This is a genomic window from Bradyrhizobium sp. AZCC 2262 (genome assembly GCF_036924535.1).
In the GTDB taxonomy this organism is placed as follows: Bacteria; Pseudomonadota; Alphaproteobacteria; order Rhizobiales; family Xanthobacteraceae; genus Bradyrhizobium.
In genome coordinates this window covers 8,819,946-8,834,252 of sequence record NZ_JAZHRT010000001.1, presented here as the reverse complement: position 1 = coordinate 8,834,252, position 14,307 = coordinate 8,819,946, and the positions used below count along the sequence as shown (strand labels likewise).

The 14,307-nt window shown below is 62.9% G+C and carries 14 protein-coding genes; 8 read left to right on the top strand and 6 right to left on the bottom strand.

Going from position 1 to position 14,307, the window contains the following annotated elements:
• Nucleotides 1-103: 103 nt before the first annotated feature.
• A complete protein-coding gene (locus V1283_RS41490; RefSeq protein ID WP_334392352.1) occupies nucleotides 104-1,105 on the bottom strand; it encodes an ABC transporter substrate-binding protein in 1,002 nt (333 codons plus the stop codon).
• 175 nt (nucleotides 1,106-1,280) lie between these two features.
• On the opposite strand from V1283_RS41490, the gene V1283_RS41485 reads away from it, so the two are divergent.
• Both V1283_RS41485 and V1283_RS41480 read left to right on the top strand, forming a co-directional pair.
• Nucleotides 1,281-2,753, top strand: a complete 1,473-nt coding sequence (locus V1283_RS41485; RefSeq protein WP_334392351.1) for an amidase — start codon at nucleotides 1,281-1,283, stop codon at nucleotides 2,751-2,753.
• Between the two features lie 128 nt (nucleotides 2,754-2,881).
• Nucleotides 2,882-3,235 carry a nuclear transport factor 2 family protein gene (locus tag V1283_RS41480; protein ID WP_334392350.1) on the top strand — a complete coding sequence of 118 codons (354 nt, stop codon included), beginning with the start codon at nucleotides 2,882-2,884 and terminating at the stop codon, nucleotides 3,233-3,235.
• Between the two features lie 118 nt (nucleotides 3,236-3,353).
• Here the strand turns inward: V1283_RS41480 and V1283_RS41475 are convergent, their stop codons facing one another.
• Together V1283_RS41475 and V1283_RS41470 are read right to left on the bottom strand one after the other, a co-directional pair.
• Nucleotides 3,354-4,442: a Zn-dependent alcohol dehydrogenase gene (locus V1283_RS41475; protein WP_334392349.1), complete on the bottom strand. Its 1,089-nt coding sequence runs from the start codon at nucleotides 4,440-4,442 to the stop codon at nucleotides 3,354-3,356.
• Between the two features lie 52 nt (nucleotides 4,443-4,494).
• Nucleotides 4,495-6,264 carry an acyl-CoA dehydrogenase family protein gene (locus tag V1283_RS41470; protein ID WP_442895824.1) on the bottom strand — a complete coding sequence of 590 codons (1,770 nt, stop codon included), beginning with the start codon at nucleotides 6,262-6,264 and terminating at the stop codon, nucleotides 4,495-4,497.
• 103 nt (nucleotides 6,265-6,367) lie between these two features.
• On the opposite strand from V1283_RS41470, the gene V1283_RS41465 reads away from it, so the two are divergent.
• From V1283_RS41465 to V1283_RS41455, 3 genes are all read left to right on the top strand, one after another.
• On the top strand, nucleotides 6,368-7,366 hold the full coding sequence (locus tag V1283_RS41465; RefSeq protein WP_334392347.1) for a glutathione S-transferase family protein: 999 nt from the start codon (nucleotides 6,368-6,370) through the stop codon (nucleotides 7,364-7,366).
• 33 nt (nucleotides 7,367-7,399) lie between these two features.
• A complete protein-coding gene (locus tag V1283_RS41460) occupies nucleotides 7,400-8,101 on the top strand; it encodes an SDR family NAD(P)-dependent oxidoreductase (RefSeq protein WP_334392346.1) in 702 nt (233 codons plus the stop codon).
• A gap of 87 nt (nucleotides 8,102-8,188) precedes the next feature.
• Nucleotides 8,189-9,019 (top strand): enoyl-CoA hydratase, encoded by an 831-nt coding sequence (locus V1283_RS41455; protein WP_334392345.1) that lies wholly within the window; start codon nucleotides 8,189-8,191, stop codon nucleotides 9,017-9,019.
• Nucleotides 9,020-9,133: 114 nt separating this feature from the next.
• Here V1283_RS41455 and V1283_RS41450 read toward each other — a convergent pair whose 3' ends face one another.
• The 3 genes from V1283_RS41450 to V1283_RS41440 all read right to left on the bottom strand — a co-directional run bounded on the left by V1283_RS41450 (nucleotide 9,134) and on the right by V1283_RS41440 (nucleotide 10,549).
• A complete protein-coding gene (locus V1283_RS41450; protein WP_334392344.1) occupies nucleotides 9,134-9,535 on the bottom strand; it encodes a nuclear transport factor 2 family protein in 402 nt (133 codons plus the stop codon).
• 118 nt (nucleotides 9,536-9,653) lie between these two features.
• A complete protein-coding gene (locus V1283_RS41445) occupies nucleotides 9,654-10,274 on the bottom strand; it encodes a GNAT family N-acetyltransferase (protein WP_334392343.1) in 621 nt (206 codons plus the stop codon).
• A gap of 71 nt (nucleotides 10,275-10,345) precedes the next feature.
• Entirely contained in the window at nucleotides 10,346-10,549 is a 204-nt protein-coding gene (locus tag V1283_RS41440) for a DUF1127 domain-containing protein (protein WP_334392342.1), read from the bottom strand.
• A 115-nt stretch (nucleotides 10,550-10,664) separates the two neighbouring features.
• Here V1283_RS41440 and V1283_RS41435 point away from each other — a divergent pair, with 115 nt between their 5' ends.
• From V1283_RS41435 to V1283_RS41425, 3 genes are all read left to right on the top strand, one after another.
• On the top strand, nucleotides 10,665-11,564 hold the full coding sequence (locus tag V1283_RS41435; RefSeq protein WP_334392341.1) for a transcriptional regulator GcvA: 900 nt from the start codon (nucleotides 10,665-10,667) through the stop codon (nucleotides 11,562-11,564).
• Nucleotides 11,565-11,741: 177 nt separating this feature from the next.
• Nucleotides 11,742-13,142: an FAD-dependent tricarballylate dehydrogenase TcuA gene (gene tcuA, locus V1283_RS41430; RefSeq protein ID WP_334392340.1), complete on the top strand. Its 1,401-nt coding sequence runs from the start codon at nucleotides 11,742-11,744 to the stop codon at nucleotides 13,140-13,142.
• 105 nt (nucleotides 13,143-13,247) lie between these two features.
• A complete protein-coding gene (locus V1283_RS41425; protein ID WP_334392339.1) occupies nucleotides 13,248-14,279 on the top strand; it encodes an esterase in 1,032 nt (343 codons plus the stop codon).
• The last annotated feature ends 28 nt before the right edge of the window (nucleotides 14,280-14,307 follow it).

Here is a 14,307-nt window from a genome sequence, read left to right as displayed (position 1 = left end):
GCCTCGAAGGATGGACGGCCACCAGCCGGGCCGTGCATCCTTCGAGACGCGCGAAGACGCGCTCCTCAGGATGACGGATTGAGATGATGCACCATTGCACAGCTCAGCTTCCGTTCAGGCCGCCGATCTCCGGGAAGAACATGTCCTTCCATGATGCCGGCTCGTGCTTGATGGTGCCGACTCGGCGCATGAATTTGGCGAATTTCATCGTGGCGGCGGGCGTCATGGTCCATTCGACTCCAGGGCCGGTCACAACCTTCGTCACCATCTCCAGCGGCAGCTTTGAGCCGGAATCGTTGATCCAGCTTTGCGCGGTCCCCTTCGGATCGGCGGCGATGATCGCGGTCGCCTCCTTCACCGCATCGAGGAATGCGCCGTAGAGTTCGGGATTGTCCTTGCGGAATCGCGCCGAGGTCCACGCCACCGTAAAGGTGTGCGGCCCGAGCACGTCGAATGACGACAGCACGGTGCGGATGTTGTTCTGTTCCAGTTGCTGGAACTGGAACGGCGGCACGCTGAAGGCTGAACTGACGCCACCCGCGCCGCTCAGTAAGGCAATGGTCGCATCCGGCGGCGACATCGACACCGTAAGCGGATCGAGCTTGCCGTAATTTTCCTCGCCATAGGCGGCGGCTGCCGCCATCTGCAGCAGCACCGCCTGCACCGACACCTTGATCGAGGGCACCGCGATGCGATCGCGCTCGCTGAAATCCTTGATGGACTTGATGTCGGGATTGGCAGTGTTGAGCAGGAACGGCTGCGAGCTCAACGCGCAAATGCCTTTGACCTCGAACGAGGTGCCCTGCGTCTTGTCCCACAGTGTGATCAGGCCGGGCACGCCACCGCTGACGATGTCGGTCGAATTCGACAGCAGCGCTTCGTTCATCGCCACCGGACCGTTGAAGCGTTGCCACGAAACCTTGAAGTCCTTCAGGCCGCGTTGCGTCGCAAACTTCTCGATCAGTTTGTCGCGTTTCATGACGTTGAACTGCAGGTAGCCCATCGAGAACTGCTCGGCCAACCTGATTTCTGCGGCACGGGCCGTCACCGTCGTGCCGCCCATTGTGACGGCTATTACCGCGCCTGCAATCCACGCCGATCTCATCGGAGCCTCCCACATGTTTTCATTTTTTGTTGATCGGGAGAATAGCGCGCAAACGCCGCCTTCGCCAAGGGCTGGCAACGTGGCGGGCACGCCGCTGTACAGCCATTGCTCTTGCCGCGTCCGCCCAAACTGCGCATCATCGGCGCCGCATCCAATAACAGAACGGGAGTACGCCTTGGCCAAGTCGCAATGGAGCTTCAAGACCGCCGTCGAATTGTCGGCCGCGCTGGCGGCAAAGCAGGTCTCGGCGATCGAACTGGCAGAGGACGCGATCGGCCGCATCGAACGGCACGACGCGAAGATCAATGCGATTTGCGTGCGCGATTTCGAGCGCGCCCTTTTAGCCGCCCGCGCCGCCGACGCCGAACTGGCGCGCGGGGTGAAGAAGCCGCTGCTCGGCCTGCCCGTGACGGTGAAAGAGTCCTACAACATCGCAGGCCTGCCGACGACCTGGGGCATTCCTGCGCAGAAGGATTTCACGCCGACGGAGGATGCGCTGTCGATCTCGCGCGTCAAAGACGCCGGCGGCGTCATCCTCGGCAAGACCAACGTCCCGCTCGGGCTCGGCGACTGGCAGAGTTACAACGAGATTTACGGCACCACCAACAATCCCTACGACCTCGGCCGCACGCCGGGTGGCTCGTCCGGCGGATCCTCTGCCGCGCTCGCAGCCGGTTACGGGCCGCTGTCGCTCGGCTCCGACATCGGCGGCTCGCTGCGGGTGCCGGCGTTTCATTGCGGCGTCTATGCGCACAAGCCGACCTTTGCCCTGGTGCCCGGGCGCGGCCACACGCCGCCGCCGTTCCAACCGCTGCCGCTCGACCGCGACCTTGCCGTGATCGGTCCGATGGCGCGCAGCGCCGCCGATCTCTCGCTGCTGCTCGATACCATCGCAGGCCCCGATCCGCTGGAGGCCGGCAAGGGTTACAAGCTCGCGCTGCCGCCGGCGCGCCACGGCACGCTGAAGGATTTTCGCGTGCTGGTGGTCGACACCGATCCTGTCATGCCGACCGACAAGGTGGTGCGCGGCACGATCGATCAGCTCACCTCCAGTCTCGAAAAGACCGGCGTCAAGGTCGATCGCAACAGCGCGTTGCTGCCGAACTTTGCGGAAACGTCCCGGCTCTACATGCGGATGCTGTTGTCGTTCCTCGCCGCCTCCTTCCCGCCGGAAGTCATTGCCGGCGCGCAGGCCGCCCTCGCCGCGCTGCCGGAGAGCGACGTGAGCCTCGGTACTGAGCGCCTGCGCGGCATGGTGCAAAGCCACCGCAACTGGTTGATGGATGACGGTGCGCGCGGGCGCCTGCGCGCGCAATGGCGCGAACTCTTCAAGGTCTACGACGCCGTGATCTGCCCGATCATGCCGACGCCGGCCTATCCGCACGATCATTCAGATGAGCAGGAGAAGCGCCGCATCAGGATCGACAGCAAGGACTACGTCTATCCCGATCAGCTCTCCTGGCCCGGCATCGCCACCTTGCCCGGCCTGCCCTCGACCGCGATCCCGACCGGCTTTTCGCCGGATGGCCTGCCGGTCGGCGTGCAGATCGTCGGCCCATGGCTGGAGGATCGCACGACGCTGAAACTGGCGGAGTTGATCGAGCGCGAATTCGGCGGCTTCAAGCCGCCGCCGATGTTTGATGATTGAGGCGAAAACTTACCTGCAACGTTATTGCGTACGAAGCGAAGCAATCCATAATCTCATCAGGAATAAAGCGGATTGCTTCGCCATCTCGCGCCACACAATGCGGGAAAGCGAGGACGGAAGGGAAAACCATGAGCAGGGATATCGAAGAGCTGACCGCGCTGAACCGCGATTATGTCGCCTCCGTGCAGAACTCCGATGTCAAGCGTTTTGACGAGATTCTTGCCGCCGATTTCTATTGCTCGAATCCCGACAAGTCGCTGGTTGACCGCACGGCATTTCTGAAACAGACCGCTATACCCGCAACCATCAAGAATCTAACCGCACACGATGTGAAAATCCGCGTGCTGGGCGACTTCGCCATCATCCACGCCGCCACCAGCTATACGACCGCCGACGGCCAGCAAGCGCATGGACGCTATACCGACTGCTGGGCGAAGCAGAACGGCAAGTGGTTCGCGGTGTCGGCGCACGTTTCGCGGTAGGCAACAACCCGTCATTGCCGGGCTTGACCCGGCAATCCATCCCCCTATGTGAAAAGGCTTCTTGCGAAAACCCATGGATGCCCGGGGTCAAGCCCGGGCATGACGAATAATATGCGCCTCAGCTATCAAACATGATGACGCTGCGCAGCGTCTTGCCGGCCTTCATGTTGGCAAAGCCCTCGTTGATCTCGGAGAGTTTCAGTTTGGCCGAGATCCAGTCCTCCAGATGCAGCTTGCCGCGCATGTAGAATTCGACGAGGCGGGGCATATCGACGCGGAAATGGTTGGAGCCCATTGACGAACCCTGGATCCGGCGTTCCCTGAGGAAATCGAAGCCGTGCAGCTCGATCTTCTGGCCGAACGGGATCATCCCGACGATGGTTGCGGTGCCACCCGCCGCTAGCATCGCAAAGGACTGCTCCGCGGTTTCTTTCCGTCCCAGCACTTCGAAGGAGTGTTGCACGCCCCCACCCGTGAGCTCGCGCACCTGCTGCACCACGTCGCCCCTGGAGGGATCGACAATGTCGGTGGCGCCAAGCTTGGTGGCGAGTTGCAATTTGACCGGATTGGTATCGATCGCGATGATCCGGCCGGCACCGGCGATCGCCGCGCCGTTGATCGCCGCCATGCCGACGCCGCCGCAGCCGATCACAGCGACGGTTTCGCCGGCCCGAACTTTTGCGGTGTTTACGACAGCGCCATAGCCGGTGATGACGCCGCAGCCGATCAGCGCCGCCAGCTCCAGCGGCATGTCCTTGCGAATTTTGACGATGGCGTTTTCGTGCACCAGCATCTGCTCGGCGAAGGACGAGAGGTTGAGGAACTGATTGAGCTTCTCCGAGCGCGCCCAGGACAGCCGATTGGAGGCACCCGGCAGCATCTTCACGGTGGTATCCGTGCACAGCACTGTGCGGCCGGTGGTGCAATTGTCGCAGGTACCGCAGAACACCGACAGACACGTCACGACGTGATCGCCCGGCTTCACATAGTTGACGTCGGAGCCGACCTTTTCGACCACGCCCGCAGATTCATGCCCAAGCACGGCCGGCAGCGGATGCGGATACAGTCCTTCCATGAAGTGCAGATCGGAATGACAGAGACCGGCGACGCGCGTGCGGATCAGAACTTCCCGCGGGCCGGGATTCGGCACGCTGACATCCTCGATCACCAGCGGCTGGTTGACTTCATGCAGAACGGCGGCCTTCATCGGTATTCCCCCTTTGATTTCTGTTCTTTTTTTGACTTGAACTAACGGCAGCCTACGCCGCGACGAGCAATTCGCCAACCTCGGCCATGCCAACGTTGCGCTCGCCGAGCAAATGATCGGTGATGGCGCGCCGGGTCGCATTTTCCGCGAGCCGGAACGGATCACCCGCCGCGACGCGATGATCGATCACCATGCGCGACAGCAGGAGCCGTCTGGCGTCGCCGCGCATCTCGTGGATGCGCCCGCCCTCCCAGGCCAGCGCAACGGCGCTGGCGACATGATAGAGCAGGCTGGTGGCGCGCCGCGCATCGCCCTCATTGTCGCTCCGGCTGGCCACTTCGCGGGCGAAGCCGATCGCGCGATCAGTCAGTTCGCGCAGGCGATCGCGCCAGGCCTGCGGCACATTGGCGCTGTCGCCGAGGCGAGCGTGCAGGTCCGCCGCCAACGCCGCATCGGCGCCGTGACGACCGACCGCGCGCGTCAGCGCATCGATCGCGACGATATTACCGGTGCCCTCCCAGATCGAGCCGAGATGGGCATCGCGCAGCAACCGAGCTGTGGCGAATTCCTCGATGTAGCCGATGCCGCCGCGCATCTCCAAAGCGTCGCCGCAGACCTTGCGCGCATCGCGCGTCGCGCGGAATTTCAGCGTCGGCGTCAAGATCCGCAGCAACGCCGCGGCGTCCTGGCTGCCGGCTTCCGCACGATCAAGCGCGTCCGCGGTGAGAAAACTCATCGACAGCGCCTGCTCGGTCGGCAGCATGATCTTCATCAATTGCCGCCGCGCCAGCGGCAGGTCGACGATGCGGCTGCCGAACACCACGCGGTTTCGCGCCACCGTCATCGCATCATGGTGCGCGCGCCGCATCAGCGCGGTGGATTTGACGCCGTTGGAAAGCCGCGAAGAATTGACCATCTCGGCCATCTGCACAAAACCGCGGTCGAGCTTGCCGACGGCATAGGCGATAGCGCCTTCGAACTTGATTTCGCCTGAGGCCATCGAGCGGGTGCCGAGCTTGTCCTTCAGGCGAACGATCCGGTAGTGGTTCTGCGAACCGTCCTCGAGATACCGCGGCATCAGGAACAGCCCGACGCCGCGCGTGCCGGGGCCCGCTCCCTCGGGCCGCGCCAGCAGCATCACCACTTTGGCGTCGGCATTGGAGCAGAACCATTTTTCGCCATGGAGCCGCCAGTGATCGCCTTCCTGCATGGCCGTCGTCGTCAGCGTGCCGACGTCGGAGCCGCCTTCTTTCTCGGTCATGAACTGGCCGCCCTGGGTCAGCTTGCTCATGTCGGTCTGGGTCAGCCCGTCGAGATATTTCGCCTTCAGCGCCTCGCTGCCGAAATTGTTGAGCAGTTTTGCGCAGCCGTCGGTGACGTTGATCGGGCAGCCCATGCCGAACTCGGTCTGATTGAACAGGAACGTGAAGGCATGCTTGGCGACGACGGGATATTTGTCCGGCCAGCCCATGATGCCCTTGCGGATCGACAGCGCGTGAATGCCGAATTCGCCGAACGCGGCTTTTTCCAGTTCGCGATAGGCCGGGTGATATTCGATGTACTGCGTATCGCGGCCGAACTTGTCGCGCTGGTGCAGCACCGGCGTGTGGCGGTCGGCAAGCCGCGCACATTCGTCGAGATAGCCGCCGGCCAGCTCGCCGAGGCGCTCGAGATGCGGCTCGATATGGCGGAACAGCGCGTCGGGGAGATGGAGCCGCAGCAGATCAGTCAGCGCCGGATCGGCCCGGTAGAAATTCATCCCCGTCGTATCAGGCGCGAGCAATCCCGGCTGATTGGCCGAAGCTGTCGCGCGATCATGCATGCGTGGCTGCATATTTAGCCCTTGTTCGTTCCACCTGATATTGATCATCTACCGATAACGCAGGCGGTCGCGCCGTCAACAAGCATAATTGGAGGAACACCCCATGGCGGACGGATATCGCATCATCGGCGCCGAGATGTCGCCCTACTCCGTCAAGGTCCGCTCCTATTTCCGTTACAAGGACATCCCGCACCAATGGATCTTGCGTAATGCCGCTAGCCAGGCGGAATTTGAGAAATACGCCAAAATGCCGATCATCCCGCTGGTGGTGACGCCTGACGGTACTGGCATCCAGGATTCCACCCCGATCATCGACCAAATCGAGAAGCTTTACCCTGAAACGTCGATCCATCCCGCCGAGCCCGTGACGCAATTCATCTCCGCGCTGATCGAGGAGTTCGGCGACGAGTGGGGCAACAAGTGGATGTTCCACTATCGCTGGGCCCGCGATGTCGACCAGATCTCCTCGGCCGGACGTATCGCGCGGATGCGTGCGCCGAAGGCCAGCGAGCAGGAGCATGATGCGTTCGCCCTTCAGGTGCGGGCGCGCATGGTGGACCGGGTCTGGTTTGTCGGCTCCAACGCCGTGACCGCGCCGCAGATCGAGGCAGGCTTTCAGGAGATGCTCGGCCTGCTCGACACACATCTCGCCACGCGCCCTTATCTGTTCGGCGCACGGCCGGCCTACGGCGATTTCGGTCTTTGGGGTCAGTTCTATGAAATGTGGACCGATCCGACCGTCGGCGCCCTGATCGGCGGCGGTGCGCCGCATGTGCTCGGCTGGATTCACCGCATGTTGTGGCCACGGGCCGAGGGTGAATTCGAAGCATGGACCGCGCTGGCGCCGACGCTGATGCCGATCCTGACCAAACAGGTCGGCCGGCAGTTCTGGCCGTGGACGCTCGCCAACGAGCGTGCGCTGGCCGAGGGCAAGGACGAATTCAGTGTCGCGCTCGGCGACAAGGTCTGGACCCAGAAGCCGCAGAAATATCACGCCCGGTCGCTCGGCATGCTGCGCGCGAAATATGCAGCCATCGCCGACAAGCGGGATCTCGACATGATCCTGGCCGCCGCGGGTTGCCTTGCGGGATTGCGCGCCTAGATACCAGTTCCCGGTCTTCTCTGGAGAGCGCTCATGGAAATTCCAAAATACAAGATTGCCCTCATCGTCGGTGCCGGCGAAGGATTGAGCGCCTCGCTGGCGCGGCTGTTCGCGCGCGAAGGCATCAAGGTTGCCCTCGCCGCGCGCAAGATCGAGAAGCTCGGCGCGCTCTGCACCGAGACCGGCGCCCGCGCCTTTGCCTGCAATGCGACCGAAGCCGAAGAGGTCGAGCGTCTGTTCGGCATGGTCGAGCGCGAGATCGGCACGCCCGATATCGTCGTCTACAACGCCAGCGGACGGGCGCGCGGCGCCTTTACCGATCTGGTGCCGGCGGATGTCGCGCAAGCAATTGCCGTTTCGGCGTTCGGCGGTTTTCTGGTGGCCCAACAGGCGGCAACACGCATGTTGCCCAACAAGCACGGCGCGATCCTGTTCACCGGCGCTTCCGCCAGCGTCAAGGGCTATGCCCAATCCGCGCCGTTCGCGATGGGCAAGTTCGCGCTGCGCGGGCTGGCCCAGAGCATGGCGCGCGAATTGTCACCGCAAGGCATCCATGTCGCGCATTTCGTCATCGATGGCGGAATTCGTAGCGCGGCGCGAGCCGAGCCTGCCGACCGGCCGGACTCGATGCTCGATCCCGACGCGATTGCATTGAGCTACTGGAACGTGCTGCAACAGCCGCGCAGCGCCTGGAGCTGGGAGGTCGAATTGCGGCCATGGGTGGAGAAGTTTTAGACGGAACGCCGTAGGGTGGGTAAGCTTCGCTTTGCCCACCCTACGAACTCCTCGCAACGACGGAAATAACAACAACAGGGGGACCCCATGACCACCGAAACCAAAATCGAGACCGGCACCGACGAACTGCTCTGCGTGATCCGCGACCGCGTCGCCATCATCACGCTGAACCGCCCCGAGGCCCGCAACGCGATGTCGGACAATCTGACCCCGGCCTTGCGCAACATGATCAAGGCCTGCGGCGAGAACCCCGATGTCGGTGTGCTGTTGCTGACCGGCGCGGGCACGGCGTTCTGCGCCGGCGGCAACGTCAAGGGCATGGGCGCGAATCGCGACAAGATGAAGCTCGAAATGTCCCATGACGAGCGGGTCGCCGATCTGCAGGAGCGGCAGCGTCTGCTGACCGGCGCGCTGGTCTCGGTGCGCAAGCCGACCATTGCCGCCCTGCCCGGCCCCGCGGTCGGCGCCGGCCTCGCTTTGGCATTGGCCTGCGACATGCGGATATCAGCGCAATCGGCATTCCTTTCCACCGGCTACCTTAAGGTCGGCCTGAGCGGCGATTACGGCATCGCCTGGCTCCTGACACGCTTGGTCGGCACATCGCGGGCGCGGGAATTGATGTTCACTTGCGACAGGGTCGATGCGGCGCGCTGCGAGGCGATCGGCCTGGTCAACCGCGTCGTGCCGGACGACAAACTGCAGGCCGAAGCCTTCGCGCTCGCTAAATCCATGGCCGACGGGCCGACGATCGCGATCCGCTATATGAAGGACAATCTCGACGAAGCCTTGATGTTCGATTTCGCCACGGCGCGCGATCACGAGGCCGAGCGCATGATCCGAACCCAGGTGACAGCCGATCACAAGGAGGCCGTGCAGGCCTTCATTGAGAAGCGCAAGGCGGTGTTCAGGGGCGCGTAGGAGGGGGTATCTTGTAGCCCGGATGGAGCGCAGCGAAATCCGGGGCGACTCTCTCATGCGGGTAGACCGGCCCCGGATTGCGCTTCGCTCCATCCGGGCTACGAGAACGCGAATCTAGATCGGATTCTCCTCAAACAGCTGCGCCACCATCACCGAATCCAGATAGGCGCGCACGCGCACGATGGTGTCGCTCCTGAAGTAGCAGACCCAGCAATAATGATTGTCGAAGCGAAAGCCGTTCCTGGCGGTCGCTTCGGAATGCAATTCAACAATCGCCACATCATCAGTCACGATCAAGCCGTCGACATGCAATTGAGCGCCGTTCGGCAGCACCTGACCCAGCTTTGCAAATGTGCCGGCGATGAAATCGGCCTTCGATTTGTAATGACCGGCGAGCGGATGCGTGCCCATCACGGTCCAATCGACGTTGTCGGCAACGTGGGTGAAAAAGCCCGCGCCATCGCCATGCTCGAGGCTGGCGAAAATCTGCCGCACGAAACCAGCATCGACTGTCATGACCAGCCCCTTTCGTCAGTGACGCGGAGGCTAGACCGGGACACGGGGATTATCAACGCTGTGGCGCTGTCGCGAGAAAATAGCCCGGTTCTGGATGGCCAGAACCGGGCTCAGTGTGTCAAACCGCAAGCGAGGACATTGCGCTGGGAGAGACGGCGGCAAGCCGCCAACTGGCGCATGGGATTTCCTGCGGCTCGACAGGGATCTCTTTCTGGAAGCGCGTCAGCTTCCAGTCGTTGGGCGTATTGGTGAAAGCGTAGCCGGCCTTGCGGGCGAGCGCGATCATCGCGTCGTTGGAGCGCAGCGTGTCGCCGAACAGGCGCGTCGCGCCGAATGAAGCCGCGCGGCATTCAAGATTTTTCATCAGCGCCTTGCCGATGCCGTGGCCCTGCCAGCGATCGTCGATCGACAGGCCGAATTCGATTGCAGTGGTTTCGCTGTCAAAGGCATAGCGCGCTTCGCCGACGATGGTCTCGTGGCCGTCGACCAGCATGGTCGCGACCACGCTAAATCGATCCGCCTCGCCGACATGGATGAAATCCTCAAGCAGCGACGGTGGCAATTCGCGGGTCGCGCCGAGGAAACGGTTGTAGCGGGAGCGCGTGGTCAGCGATCGGAAATAGTTCTGCAAGGCCTCCGCATCGCGCGGCTCGACGAAGCGCACCGTTACCATCTGCCCGTTCCGCGAACGCAGCACGTCTGAATATTGCCTGAGATCGTCGAGACGCATCGTGGTCATTGCTGGCTCCCGCGGAGCACGAGAAGATGGCCGGCGTCCCCCTGATGAGGCGACGCCGGCTTGGCTGCCATCTAAGCCCGCCAGAACGGTTTTTCGGCCTCGTAGGCGACATCGCTCCAGGAGATGCCGACGTCATGGAGTTCCCGGTCGGACCACTGGGCCAGTTCGCGGCGTGAGCGGTAGCGCTGCCGCCAGACATGGAGGGTTTCGGCCAGCTGGGTCAAAAAGCCCGTACCATGATGATTTATCATCGATTCATGCGTATAAGTGGACATTTTCGGCTCCTGTTACTAATCTCTTGCCGCTAATATCTGCCGTCCCGCGACCGTCCACAAACGACACTTTGTACCGCTTCGGATGATATAAACTCATGTATTTGGGAATCCCCGAATGACCGCCAGGCTGCCGTCGCTGAATGGATTGCGCGCCTTCGAGGCCGCGGCCCGGCATCTGAGCTTCACCCAGGCCGCCTCCGAGTTGAACGTCACGCAGACCGCGATCAGCCACCAGATCAAGCGGCTGGAGGAAGAGCTCGGCGTTCGCCTTTTCATCCGCCAGAACCGTTCGCTGGCGTTGACGCAGCAGGCGGAGGAATATCTCCCCGGCATCCGCGCCGCCTTCAATGACCTCAGGCTCGCGACCGACCGCCTGCTGCGCAAGGACGACGACCACGTGCTGACGGTGTCGACGCTGGCCTCGCTCGCCGCCAAATGGCTGTTGCCGCGGTTGACGGCGTTTCAGGAAGAGCATCACGGCATCGACGTCCGCATCACCACCTCGACCAATCTGGTCGATTTCCAGCGCGACAATGTCGATGCCGCAATCCGCTACGGCCGTGGCCAGTGGCCGGGCGTCCGCGCCGACTGGCTGATGGCGGACGAGTTGTTCCCGGTCTGCAGCCCGGCGCTGCTTAGGGGCAACAAGCCGCTGAAATGCCCCGAGGACCTCCGGGATCACGTGCTGCTGCACACCAGCAACGCCAACAGCGACGACTGGCGGCTGTGGCTGACGGTGGCCGGTCTGCCGGCCGATTTTTCGAAACAGCCCGGCGTCACCTTCGACATGATCTTCATGACGGTGCAGGCCGCGATCGACGGCCTCGGCGTTGCGATGGGCCGCACCGCCTATGTGCAGGAGGACATCGCCAGGGGCCGGCTGGTCGTTCCCTTCAACATCGCATTTCCGGTCGACGCCGGTTTTTATCTGGTCTCGCCCTCGGGGCGGAACGACCCGCCCAAGCTCGCGGCCTTCCGGCAATGGCTGCTCGCCTCCGTGCAGAGCGAGCCCTGACGCGACAGATATTCCGCAGTGCGAGTTGCATGCGACATCGTCGCATGAGGCACCACTTCGGAGCGCACGAGACGCGTGACGTGGCCTCTGCATCAGGCTAGAAAATCGCCGGGGCGGATGGATTTTCCTGGCCGAGCGCCGGTTTGATTTCCATGCCAACAACGATAACAAGAGCGCATGGTCGATCTCACTAAAAAATTCGATGTGCTGGTGATCGGCGGCGGTAACGCCGCGTTGTGCGCCGCGATCAGCGCACGGCGCGCCGGTGCCTCCGTACTGGTGCTGGAAGGCGCGCCAAAATTCTATCGCGGCGGCAACACCCGCCACACCCGCAACATGCGTTGCGCCCATGATGCGGCGACCGAGATTCTCACCGGCCCCTACAGCGAGGAAGAATTCTGGGACGATCTGCTGCGCCTGACCGGCGGGCAGACCGACGAGGAACTCGCAAAATTCATGATCCGGGAGTCCAAGGACATCCTGAACTGGGTCGTCGAACAGGGCGTGCGCTGGCAGCCCTCGCTCGGCGGCACGCTGAGTCTGGGCCGCACCAACTCGTTTTTCCTGGGCGGCGGACGAGCGATGCTGAACGCACTTTATCTCACTGCCGAAAAACTTGGCGTCGAGATCGTCTACGACGCCGAAGTTACCGACCTCCAGATCGAGGACGGCATGTTCCTGTTCGCCAAGCTGAAGCAGCCGATCGACGGCGCAGCCGAAATCCGCGCTTCGGCGCTGGTGGCAGCCGCCGGCGGATTTGAAGCGAACATCGAATGGCTGAAGGAGTATTGGGGCGAGGCCGCCGACAATTTCCTGATCCGCGGCACGCCTTATAACCGCGGCTCCATTCTCAAGCTCCTGCTCGACAAGGGCGTGCAGGACATCGGCGATCCCACGCAATGCCATGCGGTGGCCATCGATGCCCGCGCGCCGAAATTCGACGGCGGCATCATCACCCGCCACGACTCTGTCGTGTTCGGCATCGTCGTCAACAAGCACGCCCAGCGCTTCTATGACGAGGGCGAGGACATCTGGCCGAAGCGCTACGCGATCTGGGGCCGGCTGGTCGCGGCGCAGCCCGACCAGATCGCCTACATCATTTTTGATTCCACCGTTGTGACCAGCTTCATGCCGACGCTGTTTCCGCCGATCGCAGGCGCCACCATCGCCGAGCTCGCCGGCAAGCTCGAACTCGGTCCGGCGGCGCTGGAGAAAACCGTCACCGATTTCAACGCCGCGGTGCAGCCCGGCACCTTCGATCACACCATCCTCGACGACTGCCGCACCGAAGGCATCACGCCGCCCAAGACGCATTGGGCACGCAGGATCGAGACGCCGCCTTACCTTGCCTATCCGGTGCGGCCCGGTATCACCTTCACCTATCTTGGCACCCGCGTGAACAAGCAGTCGCGCATGGTGATGAAGGACGGCAAGCCTTCCGCCAACATGTTCGCGGCCGGCGAGATCATGGCCGGCAACGTGCTCGGCAAGGGTTACGCGGCCGGCATCGGCATGACCATCGGCAGCGTGTTCGGACGGGTGGCGGGACGGGAAGCGGCGAAGAATGCGAGGAATTAGGTTGGGGTTCGCTCTCCGCAGGCTCGGTACGTGGAGAGCGCCCCTCACCTCTACCCTCTCCCCGCGAAGGGCGGGGAGAGGGCGATAACAACGATGGGAGGAAACATGTCGCGCATTGTACTTGCTTGCACCGCAGCCATTCTGATCGGCACAACGCTGGCCAACGCCGCCGAGCCGATCGCATTGCGCGATATGGGCTCGTTCCATGTCGGCGGGCGGCTGGTGGAGATTTCCGGCAAGCCGGTGAAGGAGGTCACCTTCACGCCCGGCGGCGTGCCGGCGAAGGTTGATCCGAACGGCACCTATCAGGTCGAGCAGATGTATGTGCAGTATTTTCTGCCCGCCAACGAGAAGGGCGCCTATCCGCTCCTGATGTGGCACGGCGGCGGGTTGACCGGCGTGACGTATGAAACGACGCCGGACGGACGCGAGGGCTGGCTGAACTATTTCCTGCGCAAGGGCTGGGCCGTCTACAATTCGGATGCGGTCGAGCGCGGTCGCGCCGGCTGGGCGCAATACCCCGACATCTTCAAGGGCGAGCCGGTGTTCCTCACCACCGCCAACCCGTTCGAGCGCTTTCGCATCGGCGACGGCGCGGGCTCCTACGATCCCGATCCGGCCAAGCGGAAGCTGATGCCGGGCAGCCAGTTTCCCAACGAAGGCTATGAGAACTTCGTCAAGCAGAACGTGCCGCGCTGGACCACCACCGATGACGCGACCATCGCCGCCTACATCGCCGAGATCGATCGCGTCGGCCCCTCCATCATCCTGTTCCACAGCCAGGCCGGCAGTTTTGGTTTCAAGGTGGCGCAGGCGCGGCCCGACAAGATCAAGGCGCTGATCGCGATCGAGCCGGCCGGCCTCGGCGATCCCGCCAAGGTCGATGTCCTGAAAACCATTCCGACGCTGATCGTCTATGGCGACTACATCGAGAAGGATTCGCGCTGGCCGAAAATCCGCGCCAACGGCATTGCCTTTGCGGACGCCATCAAGGCCGCCGGCGGCAGCGTCGACGTCGTGGACCTGCCGCAAGCCGGCATCAAGGGCAATTCGCACATGGTGATGATGGACAAGAACAACGCCGAGGTCGCCGCCCTGATCCAGAAATGGCTCGAGGGCAAGGGCCTGACGAAGTAAGCGGCTTGGCGCGAGGGCAGGAAGCAAC